The organism is Curtobacterium citreum (genome assembly GCF_006715175.1).
GTDB lineage: Bacteria > Actinomycetota > Actinomycetes > Actinomycetales > Microbacteriaceae > Curtobacterium > Curtobacterium citreum.
Genome location: NZ_VFMQ01000001.1, coordinates 329,672 through 349,221, shown reverse-complemented (window position 1 = coordinate 349,221; position 19,550 = coordinate 329,672). Strand labels below are relative to the sequence as shown.

Sequence of the window (19,550 nt, the reverse complement as noted above, 5' to 3'; positions counted from 1 at the left end):
GATCGACAAACCAGGAGTGCAGACATGGCCGCGTACGACGTCGTCGTCGAGATCCCCAAGGGCAGCCGCAACAAGTACGAGGTCGACCACGAGACCGGTCGCGTGTACCTCGACCGCGTGCTCTTCACGTCGTTCGTCTACCCGACCGACTACGGCTTCTTCGAGAAGACCCTGGCCGACGACGGCGACCCGGTGGACGCGCTCCTCCTGCTCGAGTACCCGACCTTCCCGGGTGTCGGCGTCAAGGTCCGCCCCGTCGGCGTCTTCAAGATGAGCGACGAGGCCGGCAACGACGCGAAGGTGCTGGTCGTCCCGGCGAAGGACCCGCGCTGGGCCCACGTCCAGGACATCGCGGACGTCCCGGAGCAGACCAAGGCCGAGATCGCGCACTTCTTCGAGCGCTACAAGGACCTCGAGCCGAACAAGTGGGTCAAGGCCGAGGGCTGGGGCGACGCCGCCGAGGCCGAGGCGATCGTGCAGGCCGGCCAGGCCGCGTACGTGCCCGCCGGTCACTGACCGCCCGACACCGACGACGACGCCCGCTCTCCGATCAGGAGGGCGGGCGTCGTCGTTCGTGTCGGGGTCTGCGCTCGGGCTCAGAGCGAGCCGGTCGGACGGGCGACGTACGGCAGGAGCTGGCTCGGGGTCCAGATCGCCCGCTCGAGCACGCCGCGCTGCGGGTTCGCGGCCTCGACCATCATCCCGCCGCCGGTGTAGATCGAGTCGTGGTAGGCGCCGCTCACCGAGCCGTTGCTCGAGTAGAACAGGATGTCGCCGGGCTGCCGCTGCGACAGCGGGACGAGCCGACCGATCGACTGGAAGTGGTTGTACTGCCAGACGACGTTGTGGCCGCCGGTCGCGACGCCCTGGGAGCCGTAGGCCATCATCACCAGGCCGGAGCAGTCCCAGACGTTCGGGCCCGCGCCGCCGAAGACGTAGGCGTCGCCGATCTGCGCGCGAGCGTAGGCGATGGCGCCGGCGGCCTTGGACGGGCTGCTCTGCACCGGGGTCGGCGCGGGAGCGGGAGCCGGGGCGGGCTTCGGCGCGGGAGCGGGCTTGGGGGCCGGTGCCGGAGCGGGGTTGCTCGGCTGGCTCGTGCTCGGCTGGTTCGAGCTGGGCTGGTTGCTGCTGGGCTGGTTGCTGCTGGGCTGGTTCGCGCTGGGCTGGTTGCTGCTCGGCTGGTTCGCGCTCGGCTGGTTCGCGCTGGGGCTCGTGCCGCCGGACGGGGTGTTCGACGACGGGCTGTTCGACGTGTTCGAGCCGCTCGACCGGCCACCGGTGGTCTCCGCCGCGAGCTGCGTCTCGGAGCGCTGCGCCTGCTGCGCGTTCCAGTACGCCGTCTCGACGTCGACGCTCGTGCCCTTCAGGAACGCGAGCTGTGCGAGCACCTCGGCCTGCTTCGACTGCTCCTGCTGCACGCGGGTCTGGGCGGAGCTCGCCGCGGAGTTCGCCGCGTCGAGGGCCCGCTCGGACGCCGCCGTCGCCTTCGCGAGCGCGGTCGTGGCCGAGGACTGCTGCGCGGCGAGGGCGTCGACCGTGTTCTGGTCGGCCTGGGCCTGCGCGAGCGCCGTCGCCGACCGCTCGGACAGCTGCGACATGGTGCCGACGCGGTACAGCAGGTCCTTCGAGTCCGACGAGTCGACGAGCATCGAGGTCGAGATGTTGCCGCCACCCGTGCGCGACAGCTCGACCATCAGCCCGGCGACCTGGCCCGCGGACTCCTTCGCCCGCTGCGCCGCGCGCTTCGACTGCGCCGTCAGGTCGTCGAGGGTGTCCTTCGCCTGCTGCTGCTCGGACGCTGCCACGGCGTACGCCTGCCCGGCTTGCATCTCGACCACCTGTGCCGCGTCCGCCGTGTCCTGCAGCGACTGCAGCCGACTCGACAGCTCGTCGACGGTCTGCTGCGCGTCGGCCGCGTCCGCCTTCGCCGCACGGACGTCGTCCCAGCTCGGCGTGGACGGCGCCGCGTGCGCGGGACCGACCACGACGATCGACAGGCCGATGCCGAGTGCTGCGACCATCGCGGTGCAGCCGGTGCGGGTGGCGGACTTCATGGTCAGTGCCTCTCGACGGCGCGCTCGTTCATACCGAGATCCCCCGCGCGGCCATGAAGGGGACCGGGTCGACGGCGGAGCCGTTCACCCGGGTCTCGAAGTGCAGGTGGCACCCGGTCGACCAACCGGTGGAGCCGATCTTCGCGATCTGCTGGCCGGCGGAGACGTGCTGCCCGACGGACACCAGGATGCCGCCGTCGACGATGTGCCCGTACGCGGTGGAGATCCCGCCGCCGTTGTCGAGCACGACCTCGTTGCCGTAGCCGCCGCCGTTGGCCGCGAACGTCACCGTGCCGTCGTGTGCGGCGTAGATCGGCGAGTAGCAGCCGGGCGCCAGGTCGACCCCGGCGTGCAGGGCGTGGGCGTGCGTGTAGGGGTCGACGCGCCAGCCGAACGGGCTGGTCTGGTAGCCGCCGGCGGGCCGGACCCAGCCGGACGAGGTCGGCGCACCGCCGCCGGAGCCGCCGGACCCGTTGCCCGAGCTGCCGCCCTGGTTCGCCGCGGCCTGCGCGGCTGCCGCCTGCCGGGCCTGCTCGGCTGCGATCGCCGCGAGCCGGGCCTTCTCGGCCGCGACGCCCTTCTGGTAGTCCGCCTCGACGTTCTGCTCGTTCGTCGTCAGGAGCGTCAGCTGCGCCTCGAGCCGCGTCTTGTTGTCGTTCTGGGCGTCGACCGCGGTCTGTGCGTCGTCCGAGGCCTGCTGCGCCTGCTTCGCCTTCGCCTGTGCTTCCTCGGCCAGGGCGCCGAGGGCCTGCTTCGCCGACTGCGCCTTGTCCGCCAGGCCCTGGGCGACGCCGCGGTCCTGGGTCGCCTGTGCGTAGATGCCGTCGGCCTGCTCGGTGAGCTTCGACATCGCGCCGAGCTCGTAGAGCAGGTCGCTCGACGAGGACGGGTGCGTGAAGATGTCCGTCGTCACGTCGTCGCCGCTCGCCCGACCGAGCTGGGCGGCGAGCTGGCCGGCCTGCGCCTCGGACTGCTTCGCGGTGCGCTCGGCCTCGTCCGCCTGGGACTGCAGCGTCTGGTGGGTGAGGGTCGCCTCGTCGAACTTCGTCTGCGCCGTCTGGTAGGCGGTGCCGGCGGCCTCGGCTTCCTTCTGGGCGGCGGACGCTTTGGTGGTGAGGTCGGCGAGGAGTCCCTTGATCTCGGTGACCTTCGCCTGCTGGGCGGCCTGCGATGCCTTCGCGGCCTGGACGTCGTCCCAGCTGGGGTAGCTCGTCGCGGACGCCGAGCTCGCGGGCGCCAGGGCGCCGAGCGCGCCGGCTGCGAGCGCGACGGCGACCGCGGCGGCGAGGACGCGGCGGCGGGGCGGGCGGGAGAACAGGGGTGCAGTCGTCATGAGTCTCGATTTCGTAACAGCGCGGCATGGCTCACGCACGTAACACTGTCAACAGACGCAACAGTAACAACAGGGGTCGCAGCAGGGACACCCCCGTGCGAGGGTGCCTGGCCGTCGACGATGCTCGCACTCCCCCGTTGGTCGGACCCGTCTCCACAGCGCGACACGCCGGGGATGCACGTTCCGGGGCACTCGATTTGTGCATCGCCCGGGGCATCCGTATGCTTGTCCATCGGTAGCGCACGGCGCAGCTTGCGGCCCTATCGTTTAGTGGCCTAGGACACCGCCCTTTCACGGCGGCAGCACGGGTTCGAATCCCGTTGGGGTCACTCCACGTGAGTGAGCAAGCAACCGAGCAACACCGAGAAGTACCCACAAGTACACATGGCCCTGTAGCGCAGTTGGTTAGCGTGCCGCCCTGTCACGGCGGAGGTCGCGGGTTCAAGTCCCGTCAGGGTCGCCACGGCTGGATAGCTCAGTTGGTAGAGCGTTCGACTGAAAATCGAAAGGTCCACGGATCGATGCCGTGTCCAGCCACGGTGAAGAGCCCCTCACGAGAGTGAGGGGCTCTTTTGCGTTCCCGGGGGCGTGCTCGAGGCTCGGCCTCGCAGCTCGGCGTGCCGCCGCACAACCGGAAACACGCCGCGCCGCGCAGTTCCGCGGTGTCGCGTGCTTCCGGTCGTGCTGAGCGCCGGAGACCCGCCGCTGGCCTAGGCCTCGCGGGTCTTCGGGCTGCTGTCGTTCGTCTTCGCCGGGTCGCGTTCGACGACCGAACCGAGGGCGTCGTCGATCCGGGACATCAGCTCCGCGGGGATCGTGACCCCGGCAGCGCCCGCGTTGTCGTGCACCTGCTCCGGCCGCGAGGCGCCGATGATGGCCGACGCGACGTTCTGGTTCTGCAGCACCCAGGCGACCGCGAGCTGCGCCATCGACAGGCTGAGCTCGTCCGCGATCGGCTTGAGCTCCTGCACCGCGGTCAGGACCTCGTCGTTCATGAAGCGCTCGATCATCTTCGCGCCGCCCTTGTCGTCCGTGGCGCGCGAGCCCTCCGGCAGCGGCTGCCCGGGCTGGTACTTGCCCGTCAGGACGCCCTGGGCGATCGGGGACCAGACGATCTGCGAGATGCCGAGCTCCTCGGACGTCGGGACGACCTCGCCCTCGATCACCCGCCAGAGCGCCGAGTACTGCGGCTGGTTCGAGATGAGCTGGAAGCCGAGGTCCTTCGCGAGGGCGTGCCCGGCGCGCAGCTGCTCGGCGGTCCACTCCGAGACGCCGACGTACAGGACCTTGCCCTGCCGGACGACGTCCGCGAAGGCCTGCATGGTCTCCTCGAGCGGGGTCTCGTGGTCGTACCGGTGCGCCTGGTACAGGTCGACGTAGTCGGTCTGCAGCCGCTCGAGGGAGCCGTCGATCGACTCGAGGATGTGCTTCCGGCTCAGGCCGGTGTCGTTGTGGCCCTTCGGACCCGTCGGCCCGAAGACCTTCGTGGCGATCTCCAGGGACTGCCGGCGCTCCCCCTTCAGGGCCTCGCCGAGGACGGTCTCGGCGCCGGTGTTCGCGTAGACGTCCGCGGTGTCGAAGGTCGAGATGCCGACGTCCAGGGCGGCCCGGACGCAGGCGATCGCCGCGTCGTTCTCGACCTGAGAGGCGTGGGTGAGCCAGTTGCCGTACGTGATCTCGGACACCTTGAGGCCCGAGTCGCCGAGGTAGCGGTACTCCATGTGCGTGTCACTCCTGTCGTGGAGCGCGTCGGTGCGCCCCGACCCGTGACGGTACGCGGCGGCCGAGGGGCAGGATCGCAGGAGCGCGGTGCACAGCGGCACCGCCGGGAGCGAAGGAGCATCCATGTCGGGACCGAGCGTGCTGTTCATCGGCGGCAGCGGCATCATCAGCGCCGCGTGCGTCCGCGAAGCCGTCGAGCAGGGGTTCGACGTGACCGTGCTCAACCGGGGCGAGACGGACAAGCGGCCGATCCCGGAGGCCGTGACGCGCCTCCAGGCCGACGTGTCGGACCGCACCGCGCTGGAAGGCGCGATCGGCGACCGACGGTGGGACGTCGTCGTCGACTTCGTGGCGTTCACGCCGGACCAGGTGCAGCGCGACGTCGAGGTCTTCACCGGGCGGACGCGGCAGTACGTCTTCATCTCGTCGGCCTCGGCGTACCAGACGCCCGCCACGCACCTGCCGATCACCGAGTCGACGCCGCTGAAGAACCCGTTCTGGCAGTACTCGCGGGACAAGATCGCGTGCGAGGACCTGCTCGTCGAGGCGTACCGCGAGGACGACTTCCCGATGACGATCATCCGCCCGTCGCACACCTACGACGAGACCCTCGTGCCGTTCTCGGGCGGGTGGACGGTCCTCGGGCGGATGCGTGCGGGCAAGCCGGTCGTGGTGTGCGGCGACGGCAGCTCGCTGTGGACGATCACGCACGCACGGGACTTCGCCGTCGGGTTCGTCGGGCTGCTCGACCGCGCCGAGGCGATCGGCGAGGCGTTCCACATCACGGGCGACGAGGCCCCGACCTGGGACCGGATCGCGCACGAGTTCGCGGCCGCTGCCGGGGTCGAGGACCTGGAGATCGTGCACGTGCCGTCCGATGCGATCGACGCGCTCGACGCGGACTGGGGTGCGAGCCTGCTCGGCGACAAGGCGAACACCTCGGTGTTCGACAACACGAAGGTGCAGACGCTGGTGCCGGAGTTCGCGCAGACGACGTCGATCCGGCAGGGTGCGCGCGAGATCGTCGCGTGGTTCGACGCGGACCCGTCGCGACAGGTGACGGACGAGCGGCTCGACGGCCTGATGGATCAGCTGGTGGAGCGCTGGCGGGTGCGCTGACGCCGGGACACCCGGAACGACGGACGGGAGGCACGTGGCGGATCCGCCACGTGCCTCCCGTCCGTCGGGTGGTCGCGTCGCGTCAGCGCGCGGCCAGCACCTCGCCGAGGGTCCCGATCGCGAGCCGGACCTCGTCGTCGGTGACGACGAGCGGCGGCGCGAAGCGGATGGTCGACCCGTGGGTGTCCTTCACGAGCACACCGCGGTCGGCCAGGTCGTGCGCGATCTCCTTGCCGGTGCCGAGCGCGGGGTCGATGTCGATCCCCGCCCAGAGCCCGGCCACGCGGTGCGCCACGACCCCGCGACCGGCGAGGTCGTCGAGCAGACCGCGCAGCAGCGGTTCGCCGGCGAGCGCCCGCTCCTGGAACGTGCCCTCGCCGAGCATCGCCACGACCTCGGTGCCGACGGCCGCCGCGAGCGGGTTGCCGCCGAACGTCGAGCCGTGCTCGCCCGGACGCAGGACGCCCAGGACGTCCCGGGAGCCGACGACCGCGGACACCGGGACGATGCCGCCGCCGAGCGCCTTGCCGAGGGTGACCAGGTCCGGCCGCACCCCGACGCGCTCGACGGCGAGGGTGTGCCCGGTGCGTCCGAGCCCGGACTGGATCTCGTCGGCGACGAACAGGGCGCCGAACTCGTCGCAGACCGCGCGCACGGCCGGCAGGTAGTCGGCGGGCGGGATGACGACCCCGCCCTCGCCCTGGATCGGCTCGAGCAGCACGGCGACGACGGTCTCGTCCATCGCCGCACGGAGGGCGGCCGCGTCGCCGTACGGCACCGTGCGGAAGCCGGGCGTGTACGGGCCGAAGTCGTTGCGGGCGTCGGGGTCGTCCGAGAACGAGACGATCGTCGTGGTGCGGCCGTGGAAGTTCCCGGACGCGACGACGATCGTGGCCTGTCCGGCCGGGACGCCCTTGACGCGGTAGCCCCAGGCGCGCGCGACCTTGATCGCCGACTCGACGGCCTCGGCCCCGGTGTTCATCGGGAGCACGAGCTCGGTACCGGTCAGTTCGGCGAGCGCCGACGCGAACGGGCCGAGCCGGTCGTTCACGAAGGCACGGCTCGTCAGGGTCACCCGGTCGAGCTGGGCCCGGGCGGCGTCGAGCAGCCGCGGGTTGCCGTGGCCGAAGTTCACCGCGGAGTACGCGGCGAGCCCGTCCAGGTAGCGCTTGCCGTCGACGTCCGTCACCCACGCACCGTCGCCGGACGCGATGACGACCGGGAGCGGGCTGTAGTTGTGGGCGAGGGAGCGGTCCTCGACGGCGAGTGCGGCCGAGGTGTTGGTCCCCGTCGCGGTGTGCATCAGGACCGCGCGACGGAGGTGTCGGTACCGACGGGGTGCAGGTCGAGCGTGCAGCACTTCACGCCGCCGCCCCCGAGCAGGAGCTCGGACAGGTCGACGCCGATCGGGTTGTAGCCCTTCTCGCGGAGCTGCTCGGCGAAGGTCGTGGCGCGCGACGCGATCACGACGTTGTAGCCGTCCGAGTACGAGTTCAGGCCGAGGATCGCCGCGTCCTCCTCGGTCGCGATGATCGCGTCGGGGAAGCGCTCGCGCAGGATCGCCAGCGAGGGCTCGTCGAACGCGCTCTCCAGGTACGCGATGTTCGAGCGGCCGGAGGCATCCGGCACCGGGTCGAGGATCGCGATCGCGGTGTCCAGGTGGTAGAAGTTCGGGTTCACGAGCTTCAGCGTGATGACCTGTCGGCCGGAGACCTTCGCGATCTCCTCGTGCGAGCTGCTGTCCGAACGGAAGCCCGTGCCGGCGAGGATGACGTCGTCGATGAGCAGGAAGTCCCCCTCGCCTTCGTTCGTCTCGACGGGCTCGGCGACGCGCAGGCCGGCGTCGCGGAACCAGTCCATGTACGCGGGGCCCTCGGGCTGGCGCTCGGGGTACTGGAACTTCGCGCCGTACGCGACACCGTCGAGCACGAAGCCGCCGTTCGCCGCGTAGACCATGTCCGGCAGGCCCTCGATCGGCTCGATGTACGAGATGTCGAAGCCGAGCTGCTCGTAGACGTCGACGAGGGACTGCCACTGCTCGACGGCCTTCGACGTGTCGGTCGGCTCCTCCGGGTGCATCCACGGGTTGATCCGGTAGCTGACCGTGTAGTGCGTCGGCTTGCACATCAGGATCGTGCGCTTCGTGGCGACACGGGCCGGTGCTGCCTGCGGTTCGGTTGCGGTGTTCGACATCAGTCCTCCTGGGACCGGGGCCCGAGCCTGCCAGGAACCACCACGGGTGAAGCACTCCGGCGAGACGCAGGCTCACTCACCGCAGCGGACCAGGTCGACGCCGGCTCGATCCTTGCACGAACCGTCCGATCGGTGCAGCAACGGTTCGATCACGCCCTGGCACCCGTTCGGGTGACGCACGATTCCTGCGTCGGACCCACCGGACTCGCAAGAACCGCGCGTACGATTGACGAACATGGATACGCTCGACCACCGCATCCTGGACCAGCTCCGGGAGAACGCCCGCGCCGGGTACGGCGACATCGGGTCGGTGGTCGGACTCTCGGCCTCCGCCGTGAAGCGCCGGGTGGACCGGCTCGTCGCGGACGGGGTGATCCAGGGCTTCACGATCAAGGTCGACCCCGCGGTGGAGGACCGCGGGACCGAGGCCTGGGTCGAGCTCTACTGCCGCGGCACGGTCTCCCCCGACGAGCTCCGCACGCTGCTCGACACCGTGCCCGAGGTCGTCGACGCCGGGACCGTCACGGGCAGCGCCGACGCCGTGGTGCACATGCGGTCGCGGGACCTGTCGGCCCTCGAGCTGGCGCTCGACCGCGTCCGCCTCGCACCGCAGGTCGACCACACCCGCAGTGCGATCGTCCTCTCGAAGCTCGTCAGCCGCGAGTCCGCGTAGGGTCGCGTCCGTGGGACGCGGGACGACGGCCGGGAGGCACGGGGCTGCGTCCGGCACGTCACCGGCGGCCCGCCACCTGGTCACCGCTGCGTCGGTCGCCTACCTCGCCAACTGCCTGTGGGGCACGGCGGTCGCCGTCCGCGTCATCCGGACGAAGAAGCTCCGCGTCGTCCACCACGGCCTGTTCGTCGTCACGGCGACCCTGACCGGCGTCGCCGCGACGACCCCGGTGTGGACCCGGGACCGCTCGGCGCTGTTCCTGCTCTCGGCACTCGTCCCGCTCGCCGTCGCCCCGCGCACGAACCCGCGCTCGCGAGCACACTGGAGAGTCGCGGTCGCCGCGGCACCGTCCTACCTGGGGGCGCTGCTCGCACGCGGGCGACCAGGAGGGTGATCCGTGGAGCTGTTCGAGGCGATCCGCCGCCGGCGCACGACGAACGGGGCGTTCCTGCCCGACCCGGTGTCCGAGGAGCACCAGCGGCTGCTCATGGAGCTCGCCGGACGGGCCCCCTCGCAGCTGAACAGTCAGCCGTGGCGGTTCGTCCTGGTCGAGGAGCGCCCGACGATCGAGCGCATCGCCGAGATCAGCGGCCGCTCGATGACCCGCACGATGGCCGAGGGGACGTTCTTCGAGCGGTACCGGCCGTACTTCCGGTTCTCGCAGGCCGAGATGGACGAGCGCCGCGACGGCATGCTCTTCGACAAGCTCCCCGGACCGCTGAAGCCCTTCACGAAGCAGGTGTTCACGAAGCGCGGCCAGTTGCTCATGAACACGCTGCGGGTGCCGCACACCCTGGGTGAGGAGAACCGCCGGCTCGTCGCGGGCTCACCGCTGCTGCTGGGCGTGCTGCTCGACCGGCACGAGTACCGGAAGGAGGAGCTGTCCGGCTTCTACTCGGTGTTCAGCATGGGCGCGGCGATGGAGAACGTCTGGCTCGCGACGACGGAGCTCGGCCTCGGGATCCAGTTCGTGTCGTTCCCGATGGAGACCCCCGGCGCCTGGGCGGAGATCGAGGGGCTCCTGCACGTGCCGGACTCGCTCGAGCTGATGGCCGTCTACCGGATCGGGTACCTGCCTCCTGAACGCCGCCGCCCCGCCATCGACTGGACGTCGAGCGAACGGAAGCGCGCCTCGCAGTACGTGTTCCGCGGGACCTGCGACACCCCGCAGCAGGGGTGGGACGACGTGCCCGTGGCGACCACCGCCGTGGACGGGAGCGACTCGTGACCGCCGGCCGGTCCGCCGGGGCGGAGCCGGGCCTCCAGGCCGTCGCCTCGGTCGCACCGGCCCTGCGGGGGCGACCGTGGATCTCGCAGGACTGGCTCGACGTCGTGTTCGTGCACTGGCGGGTCGACGTGTCGGCGGTCGCACCGCTGCTGCCGGCGGGTGCGCGGCCGGACACGATGGCGCTCGACGGCACCGACGACGGCACGACCACGTGGGTGGGTCTGATCGGCTTCCGGTTCACCGACACCCGCTTCCCGCCGCTCGGACCGCTCGGGCGGGCCGGCAGCGTCGGTGACTTCGTCGAGGTGAACGTCCGCGTCTACACGCGCGACGACCAGGGCCGACGCGGGGTCGCGTTCCTGTCGCTCGACGCGGGGAAGCTCCTGCCGACGGTCGGCGCGCGCGTCGCGACGGCGCTGCCGTACTGGTGGGCGCGCGCCGAGGTGCGGACCGGTGGCGGACGCGTCGGCTACGCGATGCGGCGGCACGGGACGCACCTGCGGTCGCTGTTCGAGGTCGAGGTCGGCGATGCCGTGGCGGAGCCGACCGCCCTCGAGACCTTCCTGACGGCGCGCTGGGGCATGCACGTGCGTCGGGCGGGGGCGACCCGGTACTGGCCGAACGAGCACGAGCCGTGGCCGCTGCACCGGGCGACGCTCCGGACGCTCCGGGACGACCTGGTCGCCGCGGCGGGGCTGCCGTTCGGGCTCACCGGGCTCGAGCCGGACTCGGTGCTGTACTCCCCCGGCGTGACGACCCGGTTCGGCCGGGGCCGCTGACGGGCCGCGCCGCACCGAGCGGACCGCGCAGCGGGGTGCCGCGCGCTGAGCGGGCCGCCCGGTGGGCATGAGTAGCGTCCGACCGGTGAACGACAGCGCGCACCAGCAGGACGTCCGACGCCGGGCGGGGTGGCTCCCGCAGGACCAGTCCGGGCTCGAGGGGTGGCTCCGCGGCCGCCGCGAGCGGCTGGACGAACGCGACCCCGACCGGGTCCTGCACCCGGCCGTCGCCGCGCTGCGGGACCTGGTCGAGGGCGACCCGCTGCTGCGCATGCAGGCGTCCGAGATGATCGCGCAGGTGCCGCAGGGCCGCGCGTACCGGGAACGGCACCTGCGCAGCTTCGACGAGTTGCTCATGCTCGTCGACGACGTCGTGACGACGGCGCCGGAGTACAGCGACGAGCAGATGGTGATGACGCCCCTCGACGGCGTGCTCGACTGGACGAAGGCCACGCCGGCCGGCTTCGCCTTCTACCGGGACCCGCGGGTCAACGCGGCGATCCGCGGCATCCTGCAGGGCTGGTGCACGTTCCTGGACAGCGAGAACTCGCTCCTCGTCCTGGTCGACGAGCCCTCGGGGTGGTTGAACGACTCCGCACGGCGGGCCCTCGGCATGGACCAGTTCGTGCACGACCCCGACGCCGAGCACTGGGGCTTCCCGTCGTGGAACGCGTTCTTCACGCGGGAGTTCAAGGAGGGTGCACGTCCCGTCGCGGCACCGGACGACGACGCCGTCGTGGTCAGCCCGTGCGAGGCGACGCCGTACCGGATCGCGAGCGGTGTCCACCGCCGTGACGACTTCTGGATCAAGGCCGAGCCGTACTCCGTCGAGGAGCTGCTCGCCGGCGACGAGTCCGTCGACCTGTTCGTCGACGGCACCGTGTGGCAGGCGTTCCTCAGCGCGCTCGAGTACCACCGCTGGCACAGCCCGGTGGCGGGGACGATCGTGCGCGCCTGGGTCGAGCCGGGCACCTACTACTCCGAGGCCGACTCGCAGGGCACCGACGCCGAGGAGCCGCAGCGGTCGCAGGGGTACCTCGCGCACGTGGCGACCCGGGCGATCGTGCTCGTCGAGGCGGACGACGCGGCGATCGGGACCGTCGCGGTGGTGTTCGTCGGGATGTCCGACGTGTCCTCGTGCGTGATCGGCGAGGGCGTCGAGGAGGGCGCGCACGTCGGCAAGGGCGACGAGCTCGGGTGGTTCCGGTTCGGCGGGTCGAGCGTCTGCGTGCTCTTCGGCCCCGGCGTCGTCGAGTCGTTCTCGCTCGGCGCGGTCCCGCAGGCCCCCGACGAGGAACCCGCCCTGCTGCACGTGCGGTCCCACCTGGCGACGGCCACGCGGCGCACGGACGAGCAGTAGCGCCCGGCCCGGCGCCGCGCGGACGGAGAGTCGCTCCGGTCCGGTCCCCACCGGGGTACGGCCCCTGGGTGGTCCCCCGTCGCGCGGTGCGTACAAGGGGAGCATGACGCGTGTGGCTGTGGTGACCGGAGGATCGGCGGGACCGGGACGGGCGACCGTCCGGGAACTCGCGGCACGCGGGTGGGACGTCGCCGTCCTGGCCCGTGGACGCGACGGGGTCGAGGCCGCGGTCGCCGAGGTCGAGGCCGCCGGTCGTCGGGGCCTGGCGCTCGTCGCCGACGTGTCCGACCGGCAGGCCGTCGAGGACGCCGCGGACCGGGTCGAGCAGGAGCTCGGGCCGATCGACCTGTGGGTGAACGGCGTCATGGTCGGGGTGTTCGGGAAGTTCCTGGACACCGCGGCCGAGGACTTCGAGCGCGCCCTGCACGTCACCTACCTCGGGTTCGTGAACGGCACCCGCGCAGCGCTGCGTCGCATGGTGCCCCGCGACCGCGGACACGTCGTGCAGGTCGGCTCGGCGCTGGGCTTCCGCGGCATCCCGCTGCAGGCCGCCTACTGCGGGGCGAAGCACGCGATCGTCGGGTTCACCGAGTCGGTGGTGTCCGAGCTCGAGCAGCAGGGCAGCAAGGTGGCGGTGTCCCGCGTGGACATGCCTGCGCTCAACACGATCCAGTTCCAGTGGGTGCAGTCGACGCTGCCGCACCTGGCGCAGCCGGTCGCACCGATCTACCAGCCCGAGGTCGGCGCCCGCGCGATCGCCACGGTCGCCGAGCGGCCCCGCCGACGGACCTGGGTGGGCGAGTCGACGGTCTACACGATCCTCGGCAACCGGATCAGCGGGCGCTTCGCCGACTGGTACGCGGCGAAGACCCTCCTCTCGGGGCAGCAGGCGCCGCAGAAGGACGGGAAGCAGATCGGGGTCAACCTGTACGAGCCGGTCCCGGGTGACCACGGCGCGCACGGGGTGTTCGACGACTCCGCGCACGCGCGGTCGCCGCAGACCTGGTGGGTGGAGCACCGCCGGCTCGGCAACGGCCTGCTCGGTGCCGCGCTCGGGATCGCCGGGGCGGTCGCCCTCGCGGCCGGACGTCGTCGATGAGCCGGTCGGCACGGGACGGTCGGGGAGTCGGGGTCGTGCGCGCAGGCGTCGGCGTCGCGCACCTGGTGCTCGCGGGACGACGCGGTGCGCCGCACCGGGTCCTGCACGGGGTGCTCGCCGTCCGACAGACCGGGCAGGCGGCGGTCACCGCACGGGTCGGTACGGCCGTCGCCCACACCGCCGGTGCGGTCGTGGACGTCCTGCACGGCGCGACGATGCTCCCGCTGCTCCTGCTCCCCCGGTTCCGCCGGTTCGCCCTCGGTCAGGCCGTGCTCGCGGTGCTGCTCGCGGTCGCGGAGGTCGCGTCGGTCGGACGCGGACGCCGCTGACGGCAGCGCGCCTTCCGCACAGGGCCACGCTCGCGCACGAGGGCACGGCGTAGCCTCCGGGGCATGAGCAACCACGACGAGGGCGTCCAGACCGAACCGGTGATGGACGGCGCGAACGAGGCCACGAACCACGAGAAGCTGCGCGGGCTGATCGAGCAGGTCGACCACGACCACCACGGCGAGGGCGCCGGCGCGATGGCCGACCACCTCCGCGACCGGATGGACGAGACCGGCGTCGAGGACGAGGACGGCGCAGCCACGGAAGACTGACGGCGCGCGTCCGTCGCGCTCCGGCCGCGTGTTCCGGACTGGAGGCACGGCTCACGTGACGCGCGCGCGGAACGTGCGCAGGGCCTCCAGTCGGTCGTCGTCGAGTCCTGACGACGCGACGAACCCGTCGACGTCGAACGCCGCCAGCGCCGCGCGGAACGCGTCGGCGGACGTCGTGCCGTGCTCCGCGCAGAGCGCGTCGATGCGCACCTGTTGGTCCGGCACCCCGAGCGTCGCCCACAGGGCGGCGAGGTCCGTGACGCTGACCAGGTGGTCGGCGACGATCGCCTCGGGCTCGACGTCGGCGATCGTCAGGAGGGCGAGCGCGACCACGCCCGTGCGGTCCCGGCCGGCGGCGCAGTGGAACAGCACGCCACCCGGGCCCGCGTCCGCGATCGCGGCGAGGGCGGCCCCGGTGCGCTCGGGCAGCTCGCGGAGGTGCGCGCCGTAGTACAGCGGCGTCGCGACGAGACCGTTCTCCCAGTAGCGGTCCCAGAACGCCGGGGCGTCGTCGCGACCGTCGTGGTCGATCGCGACCGTCGTGACCCAGGACGGCCGCGGGCGCTCGTCCCGTGCACGCTCGTCGGGCGCCCGGAGGTCGACGATCGTCCGGATCCCGGCGTCGTGCACCGCGCGCCAGCCCTCCGCCGTCAGCCGGTCGACGTTCTCGGAGCGGAACACGCGGCCGGTCGGGGTCGTCGTGCCGTCCCGTCGCGGCAGGCCGCCGAGGTCGCGGGCGTTCACGAGACCGTCGGCGACGAGCCGGCGCAGGTTCCCGGGCCGGGCGGGTCCGGACGCGTTAGACACGGAGCGCCGCGAAGGCCGGGTCGACGTCGCCGAAGCGGTGCGCGGTGATCGCGATCGACTGCTCCCGCAGGTAGTGCAGCATCTCGACGACGCCGGACTCGACGACCGGGGCGTCCACCACGTCGACGTCCACGCTCGCGCCGAGGGCTTCCTCGAGCGCGAGGGGATCGCCCCCGACGATCCGGATGCGGGCGCCCGGGCCGCCGAACGCCGCGGTCGTCGGGCGGTCCTGGCCCTCGGTCTGGGCGAGCACGGCCTCGAGCGCGTCCTGCGGCTCGTCGCCCGTGCTCCAGTCGCTGCGGAAGACGGCGCCGGACGCCGCACGGCCCAGGAAGTCCTCGTCGGACTCGACGAGGTGGTCGACGACGTCGAGCGGTGACCGGGGTCCGGCGAGCAGCTGGGTGAGGGGGCCGGGCAGGGGACGTGCCGTGCTCAGCAGGACGTGGGCGCGCGCCGAGGTCGCGGCGACGAGCGTCCGGACCAGGGCACCCGTCGGAGCACCCTCGGCGTGCCGGACGACGACCGACCGGGGACGCCAGCGGTGGACGTTCCGCTCGACGCCGAGGCCGGTCGGGTCCTGCGAGCGGCCGTACAGCGACTGACGGGCGCGCACGTCGCTCAGGGCGCCGGCGCGGACGTGGTCGAACTCCTCGAACGACAGGCCGCTGCGGGCCGCCTCGATGAGGGCCGTCACGCGCGACGGCAGCCCGGTGAGCTGGATGCTCTTGTGCACGCTGCGCGGGACGGACTCCCACCGGCCGAGCGTCGCGACGTCGAGCGGACCGCCGGTCTGGGCGCCGGGACCGACCGACGAGGCCTTCCAGCCGCCGGTCGGACGCCGACCCACGACGGCACCGGTGGTCCGACGGTTGACGACGAGTTCGCCGGCCTGGACCGACGCCACCCAGGTGCCGACCTCGTCGACGTCCAGCGAGTGGAGCCCGGCGACGAGCCCGGAGTCGGGGCCGTTCTGCACCGCGATCGCCTGCTCGAGGGTCTCGACGTGCAGGATCCCCAGGACGGGCGCCGCGGCCACGTCGTGGTGGAAGGCGCTGCCCGGACGGACCCCGTCGCGGATGCCCGGCGACCAGAGCCGCCCGGTGTCGTCGAGCGGGGCGGGCTGCACGAGCCACGACTCGCCCGGTCCGAGCTCGGTGAGCGCGCGGAGCACCGCACCGCTCGGCTCCGAGACGAGCGGACCGACCTGGGCGGTGGGGTCGTGCGGCCACGCGACCCGGAGCGTCCGGGTGGCGTCGACGAGCTGTCGGCGGAACCGCTCGCTCTCGACGACGGAGCCGACGAGCACGACGAGGGGCGCGGTGGCGCGGTCCTGGCCCGCCTGGCCGAACGCGGAGTGCACGACGTCCTGGGCCGCCTGGTCGAGGTCGGCGCTCGGCGTCACGACGACGGTGTTCCGGCTGCTCGTCGCCGCGGTGAGCGGCAGACCCGCCCGCCACCAGCGGAACGAGCGCGCGGTGTCGGTCGTCCCCGTCAGGAGCACGCGGTCGACGGTCGGGTGCGCCACGAGGTCACGGCCGAGCTGGTCGACGTCGAGGTCGACGAGCTGCAGCAGGGAGTGCGGGACCCCGGCGTCCCAGAGCACGTCGGCGAGCACCGCGCCGGAGCGTCCGGCTCGCGGCGAGGGCTTGAGGACGACACCGCTGCCCGCGGCCAGCGCGGCCGTGATGCCTGCTGCGGCGATCGCGACGGGCGCGGTCCAGCTCGGGACGACGACGGTCAGGCGCGGGGGCACGAAGCGGGCGCCGTCACCGTCGAGCCCGGCGAGGTGCCGTGCCCGGTCCGCCGCGTGGTGGGCGAGGTCGACCGCCCGGGTGACCTCGGTGTCCGCCTCGGTCAGGGTCTTGCCGGTCTCGGCGACGAGCACCTCGACCAGGTCCGCACGACGGGACGCGAGCTCGTGGCCGATCAGGTCGAGGAGTTCGGCGCGGTCCCCTGGATCCTGGCGACCCCAGTTCACGCCGGCCTGCGCGGTGCGCGCGACGATCCGCTCGAGCTTCGACCGGTCGGCGGTCCGGGCGCCGCGCAGGGTCTGCACCCCGAGCCGCGACGACGGCACCCGGCTCAGGACGTCGGCGGCCCACGCGCGGTTGCCCGGGGTCGAGGGATCGGTGTCGGCAGCGTTCTCGAAGGCCGTCCGGATCGTCGGGCTGCCCAGGGGCTGTCGGCGGTCCTGGGTGCGGTGGGTCGCGGGCACCGGCTCGTCGAGGGCGTCGAGGGCCTCGCGGTGCCGCGCGGTCTGCCGCTCCAGCGCGTCGGGGTCGACCGGCCCGGCGCCGATCGCGGCGACGAAGTGCTCGGGACCGGCGTTCTCCTGCAGGCGTCGGGCCAGGTACCCGATGGCCGCGTCGAAGTGGTCCGGCTGCACGACCGGCACGCCGAGCACGATCGGCCCGACGTCCTGGCGCACGGCGTCGGTCGTGCCCGTGCCCATCCCGAGCAGCATCGCGACCCGGACCCCGTCGGCCACCCCGCGCCGGCCGGCGAGCACCCACGCGGTCGCGAGGTCGAACAGGTTGTGACTGCCGACCTCGACCCGCACGGCGTCGATCCGCTCCGGCGTCAGGGCGGCGTCGAGCAGCCGGAGGTACGCGGTGTCGGTCTCGCGCTTGGATCCCCACGTGGCGAGCGGCCAGCCGCGCAGGACGGACTCGACCCGTTCGGTGGGGAGTTCGGCGCCCTTGACGAGCCGCACCGTGACGGGCGCGCCACCGCGTGCCCGACGCTCCTGCGCCCACGTCGTCAGGTCGTCGAGGGCCGCCGCGGTGTCCGGCAGGGCGGCCTGGAGCGTGATCCCGGCCTGCAGCCCGGTGAACTCGTCGCGGTCGAGCAGCGCCCGGAACACCGCGATCGTCAGGGCCTGGTCGGCGTGCAGGCCGGCCTGCAGGGTGACCGCGCCGGCGGGCCGACCGAGCGCCATCGGAGCGGCAGCCGCCCGGAACAGCGGCACGAGCCGGTCGACCGCGCGCTCGACGGTCCGGTCGGGGGCCCACGGCGCGAGCTGCGGCACGACGCTGCGCAGCGAGACCGCCACGCGGTCCACGTCCGGTCGTTCGAGCAGCTCCACGGTCGCCTGCAGCCGTCGGTCGCTCTCGGCGCTGCCGAGGACGGCGTCGCCGAGCAGGTCGACCTCGACCAGGGTGCCCGCGCCGCAGACCTTCGCCAGGGCGGACCCGAGCTTGGCGGGGGTCGCGTCGACGACGAGGTGTCCGGCGACGCGACGCAGGATCCGGCGCGCGGTCGGCACCACGGCCCACGGCGCCATGGTCGCGAAGCCGCCACCGAGGGTCACCGCGCCGCGGAGGTACCAGGCCAGGTCCTCCGGCACGTCCTGGCTGACCTGCTCGAGCACCCGTGCCGCGACCCGCGGGTCCTCCGGCCGGACCACCCGGTCGAGGAACCCGCGCGTGAAGGCGAGGCCCTGCTCGTCCCGGAGCACCTGGGCCAGTCGGGCTGCGCCGGCGTCGGGCTTGCGTCCCGCGGACGCCGCCGTCCACCGTCGCACCAGGGCGACGGCGTCGTCGGTGCAGTCCTGCAGTCGCGCGCTCGGCATGCCCCTGATCGTATGCCGAGCCGCCGACGCCACCTCGGAGCGTGCTGGACGTGCCGTGGAGGTCGTCCGGACGGATGATCCTGGTGGACGCCGACGCGCCGGTGGATACGCTGAGCGGCATGTCGACGGAGGGCAGCGGTGACCACGACTGGGCCACCTGGGACGCGTACCACGACGCCTGGCGACGGCTCGACCGGGCCCTCGACCGGGCGGTGCAGGAGGGGGCGGGGATCTCCGTCCCCGAGTTCGAGATCCTGATCGGCCTCCACCGCGACCCCGAGCACCGCCTGCGGGTCCGTGACATCTCGACGGGCATCGGCTGGGAGAAGTCGCGCGTCAGCCACCAGGTGACGCGCATGGTCGCGCGCGGTCTGGTCGTCCGCGCCGACTGCCCGCAGGACGGGCGCGGCAGCTGGGTGGAGATGACGCCGGACGGGCGGCGCGCGGTCCTCGCCGGGATCCGGGCGCACACGGGCGCGCTCGAGGAACTGTTCTGGAGGCCCGTGGGGACGGACGCGGACACGCTGCGGTCGGTCAGTGCGCGCCTGGACGAGGCCGTCGGCCCCGACGACCACGAGGGCTCCGCCGCCGATTGAACGGCACGACGAACGCTCCGGCGGTTTGTACATCAGTACTGCAGTTCTACGAGTCAACCACTACCGTCGTGATCGCGGAGTCCAGCGCACTCCGGTTCACCAGCGAAGGAGTTGCCCGTGTCGTTCCGCGCTGCGAGTGAGGGCCGAGCAGCAGTGAAGATCCTGACCGATCTCACGTTCTCGATCACGGTCGCGGGCCTCCTCCTCGCCTCGAGCTCAGCGATGTTCGCCGCCACGCTCGACACCCCTGCCCGCCCACTCGGTGTCCTCGCCTCCGGGGTCGCCGTCGGACTGAGCGGGATCTCCGTCGGCACGGTCGCGCGACTGCGTCACGCGCGCCGACACGGAGATCGGGCCCGCTAGCAACGACGACCCGCTCGATCGCGGGCCTCCCCGGCGCAGCCGGGGAGGCCCGCG

At 72.7% G+C, this 19,550-nt stretch carries 19 protein-coding genes and 3 tRNA genes; 15 read left to right on the top strand and 7 right to left on the bottom strand.

Annotated features, from left to right (window positions below; all coding sequences use genetic code 11):
- The first annotated feature begins 24 nt into the window (after window positions 1–24).
- Window positions 25–516, top strand: a complete 492-nt coding sequence (locus tag FB462_RS01780) for an inorganic diphosphatase (RefSeq protein WP_058742464.1) — start codon at window positions 25–27, stop codon at window positions 514–516.
- Between the two features lie 80 nt (window positions 517–596).
- Here FB462_RS01780 and FB462_RS01775 read toward each other — a convergent pair whose 3' ends face one another.
- On the bottom strand, window positions 597–2,054 hold the full coding sequence (locus FB462_RS01775; RefSeq protein WP_114850629.1) for a C40 family peptidase: 1,458 nt from the start codon (window positions 2,052–2,054) through the stop codon (window positions 597–599).
- 28 nt (window positions 2,055–2,082) lie between these two features.
- The gene (locus FB462_RS01770; RefSeq protein WP_141859757.1) at window positions 2,083–3,387 is read right to left on the bottom strand and encodes a M23 family metallopeptidase; all 1,305 of its coding nucleotides are present in this window, start codon (window positions 3,385–3,387) and stop codon (window positions 2,083–2,085) included.
- A 256-nt stretch (window positions 3,388–3,643) separates the two neighbouring features.
- Here FB462_RS01770 and FB462_RS01765 point away from each other — a divergent pair.
- The 3 genes from FB462_RS01765 (at window position 3,644) to FB462_RS01755 (ending at window position 3,924) form a co-directional block, all read left to right on the top strand.
- Window positions 3,644–3,716: transfer RNA gene (locus FB462_RS01765), tRNA-Glu, on the top strand.
- A 57-nt stretch (window positions 3,717–3,773) separates the two neighbouring features.
- Window positions 3,774–3,850 (top strand) — tRNA-Asp (locus FB462_RS01760).
- A gap of 1 nt (window position 3,851) precedes the next feature.
- A tRNA-Phe gene (locus FB462_RS01755) sits at window positions 3,852–3,924 on the top strand.
- A gap of 173 nt (window positions 3,925–4,097) precedes the next feature.
- Here the strand turns inward: FB462_RS01755 and FB462_RS01750 are convergent.
- On the bottom strand, window positions 4,098–5,108 hold the full coding sequence (locus FB462_RS01750) for an aldo/keto reductase family protein (protein ID WP_058741621.1): 1,011 nt from the start codon (window positions 5,106–5,108) through the stop codon (window positions 4,098–4,100).
- 124 nt (window positions 5,109–5,232) lie between these two features.
- Here FB462_RS01750 and FB462_RS01745 point away from each other — a divergent pair, with 124 nt between their 5' ends.
- A complete protein-coding gene (locus tag FB462_RS01745; protein ID WP_141859756.1) occupies window positions 5,233–6,228 on the top strand; it encodes an SDR family oxidoreductase in 996 nt (331 codons plus the stop codon).
- Window positions 6,229–6,310: 82 nt separating this feature from the next.
- Here FB462_RS01745 and rocD read toward each other — a convergent pair whose 3' ends face one another.
- Together rocD and ddaH are read right to left on the bottom strand one after the other, a co-directional pair.
- The gene (gene rocD, locus FB462_RS01740; protein ID WP_114850626.1) at window positions 6,311–7,531 is read right to left on the bottom strand and encodes an ornithine--oxo-acid transaminase; all 1,221 of its coding nucleotides are present in this window, start codon (window positions 7,529–7,531) and stop codon (window positions 6,311–6,313) included.
- A complete protein-coding gene (gene ddaH, locus FB462_RS01735; protein ID WP_114850625.1) occupies window positions 7,531–8,421 on the bottom strand; it encodes a dimethylargininase in 891 nt (296 codons plus the stop codon). Before ddaH ends, rocD begins: the two co-directional genes overlap by 1 nt.
- A gap of 235 nt (window positions 8,422–8,656) precedes the next feature.
- Here ddaH and FB462_RS01730 point away from each other — a divergent pair, with 235 nt between their 5' ends.
- The 8 genes from FB462_RS01730 (at window position 8,657) to FB462_RS01695 (ending at window position 14,159) form a co-directional block, all read left to right on the top strand.
- Complete coding sequence (locus FB462_RS01730) at window positions 8,657–9,094, top strand: Lrp/AsnC family transcriptional regulator (protein WP_058741615.1); 438 nt, start codon at window positions 8,657–8,659, stop codon at window positions 9,092–9,094.
- A gap of 10 nt (window positions 9,095–9,104) precedes the next feature.
- Window positions 9,105–9,488: a hypothetical protein gene (locus FB462_RS01725; protein WP_141859755.1), complete on the top strand. Its 384-nt coding sequence runs from the start codon at window positions 9,105–9,107 to the stop codon at window positions 9,486–9,488.
- A gap of 3 nt (window positions 9,489–9,491) precedes the next feature.
- Window positions 9,492–10,322: a nitroreductase family protein gene (locus FB462_RS01720; RefSeq protein ID WP_141859754.1), complete on the top strand. Its 831-nt coding sequence runs from the start codon at window positions 9,492–9,494 to the stop codon at window positions 10,320–10,322.
- Window positions 10,319–11,101, top strand: coding sequence for a YqjF family protein (locus tag FB462_RS01715; protein ID WP_141859752.1), 783 nt, complete (start codon window positions 10,319–10,321; stop codon window positions 11,099–11,101). The genes FB462_RS01720 and FB462_RS01715 overlap by 4 nt, the downstream gene beginning before the upstream one ends.
- A gap of 85 nt (window positions 11,102–11,186) precedes the next feature.
- Complete coding sequence (locus tag FB462_RS01710; protein ID WP_167509965.1) at window positions 11,187–12,461, top strand: phosphatidylserine decarboxylase family protein; 1,275 nt, start codon at window positions 11,187–11,189, stop codon at window positions 12,459–12,461.
- Between the two features lie 103 nt (window positions 12,462–12,564).
- On the top strand, window positions 12,565–13,560 hold the full coding sequence (locus tag FB462_RS01705) for an SDR family oxidoreductase (protein WP_141859748.1): 996 nt from the start codon (window positions 12,565–12,567) through the stop codon (window positions 13,558–13,560).
- Between the two features lie 35 nt (window positions 13,561–13,595).
- Window positions 13,596–13,889 (top strand): hypothetical protein, encoded by a 294-nt coding sequence (locus FB462_RS01700; RefSeq protein ID WP_141859746.1) that lies wholly within the window; start codon window positions 13,596–13,598, stop codon window positions 13,887–13,889.
- A gap of 63 nt (window positions 13,890–13,952) precedes the next feature.
- The gene (locus tag FB462_RS01695) at window positions 13,953–14,159 is read left to right on the top strand and encodes a hypothetical protein (protein ID WP_114850618.1); all 207 of its coding nucleotides are present in this window, start codon (window positions 13,953–13,955) and stop codon (window positions 14,157–14,159) included.
- A gap of 51 nt (window positions 14,160–14,210) precedes the next feature.
- On the opposite strand, the gene FB462_RS01690 is transcribed toward FB462_RS01695, so the two are convergent.
- Together FB462_RS01690 and FB462_RS01685 are read right to left on the bottom strand one after the other, a co-directional pair.
- Window positions 14,211–14,966, bottom strand: coding sequence for a tyrosine-protein phosphatase (locus FB462_RS01690; RefSeq protein WP_114850617.1), 756 nt, complete (start codon window positions 14,964–14,966; stop codon window positions 14,211–14,213).
- Window positions 14,959–18,537: a bifunctional proline dehydrogenase/L-glutamate gamma-semialdehyde dehydrogenase gene (locus tag FB462_RS01685; RefSeq protein WP_141859744.1), complete on the bottom strand. Its 3,579-nt coding sequence runs from the start codon at window positions 18,535–18,537 to the stop codon at window positions 14,959–14,961. The genes FB462_RS01690 and FB462_RS01685 overlap by 8 nt, the downstream gene beginning before the upstream one ends.
- A gap of 119 nt (window positions 18,538–18,656) precedes the next feature.
- Here FB462_RS01685 and FB462_RS01680 point away from each other — a divergent pair, with 119 nt between their 5' ends.
- Together FB462_RS01680 and FB462_RS01675 are read left to right on the top strand one after the other, a co-directional pair.
- Window positions 18,657–19,133, top strand: a complete 477-nt coding sequence (locus tag FB462_RS01680; RefSeq protein ID WP_167509964.1) for a MarR family winged helix-turn-helix transcriptional regulator — start codon at window positions 18,657–18,659, stop codon at window positions 19,131–19,133.
- A gap of 117 nt (window positions 19,134–19,250) precedes the next feature.
- Window positions 19,251–19,496 (top strand): hypothetical protein, encoded by a 246-nt coding sequence (locus FB462_RS01675; RefSeq protein WP_141859740.1) that lies wholly within the window; start codon window positions 19,251–19,253, stop codon window positions 19,494–19,496.
- Window positions 19,497–19,550: the final 54 nt, after the last annotated feature.

What these genes read in the sequence shown, in the direction of transcription:
- FB462_RS01780 (WP_058742464.1), top strand. Translation starts at nt 25, where the DNA reads ATGGCCGCGTACGACGTCGTCGTCGAGATCCCCAAGGGCAGCCGCAAC.
- FB462_RS01775 (WP_114850629.1), bottom strand. Translation starts at nt 2,054, where the DNA reads ATGAAGTCCGCCACCCGCACCGGCTGCACCGCGATGGTCGCAGCACTC.
- FB462_RS01770 (WP_141859757.1), bottom strand. Translation starts at nt 3,387, where the DNA reads ATGACGACTGCACCCCTGTTCTCCCGCCCGCCCCGCCGCCGCGTCCTC.
- FB462_RS01750 (WP_058741621.1), bottom strand. Translation starts at nt 5,108, where the DNA reads ATGGAGTACCGCTACCTCGGCGACTCGGGCCTCAAGGTGTCCGAGATC.
- FB462_RS01745 (WP_141859756.1), top strand. Translation starts at nt 5,233, where the DNA reads ATGTCGGGACCGAGCGTGCTGTTCATCGGCGGCAGCGGCATCATCAGC.
- rocD (WP_114850626.1), bottom strand. Translation starts at nt 7,531, where the DNA reads ATGCACACCGCGACGGGGACCAACACCTCGGCCGCACTCGCCGTCGAG.
- ddaH (WP_114850625.1), bottom strand. Translation starts at nt 8,421, where the DNA reads ATGTCGAACACCGCAACCGAACCGCAGGCAGCACCGGCCCGTGTCGCC.
- FB462_RS01730 (WP_058741615.1), top strand. Translation starts at nt 8,657, where the DNA reads ATGGATACGCTCGACCACCGCATCCTGGACCAGCTCCGGGAGAACGCC.
- FB462_RS01705 (WP_141859748.1), top strand. Translation starts at nt 12,565, where the DNA reads ATGACGCGTGTGGCTGTGGTGACCGGAGGATCGGCGGGACCGGGACGG.
- FB462_RS01695 (WP_114850618.1), top strand. Translation starts at nt 13,953, where the DNA reads ATGAGCAACCACGACGAGGGCGTCCAGACCGAACCGGTGATGGACGGC.
- FB462_RS01685 (WP_141859744.1), bottom strand. Translation starts at nt 18,537, where the DNA reads ATGCCGAGCGCGCGACTGCAGGACTGCACCGACGACGCCGTCGCCCTG.
- FB462_RS01680 (WP_167509964.1), top strand. Translation starts at nt 18,657, where the DNA reads ATGTCGACGGAGGGCAGCGGTGACCACGACTGGGCCACCTGGGACGCG.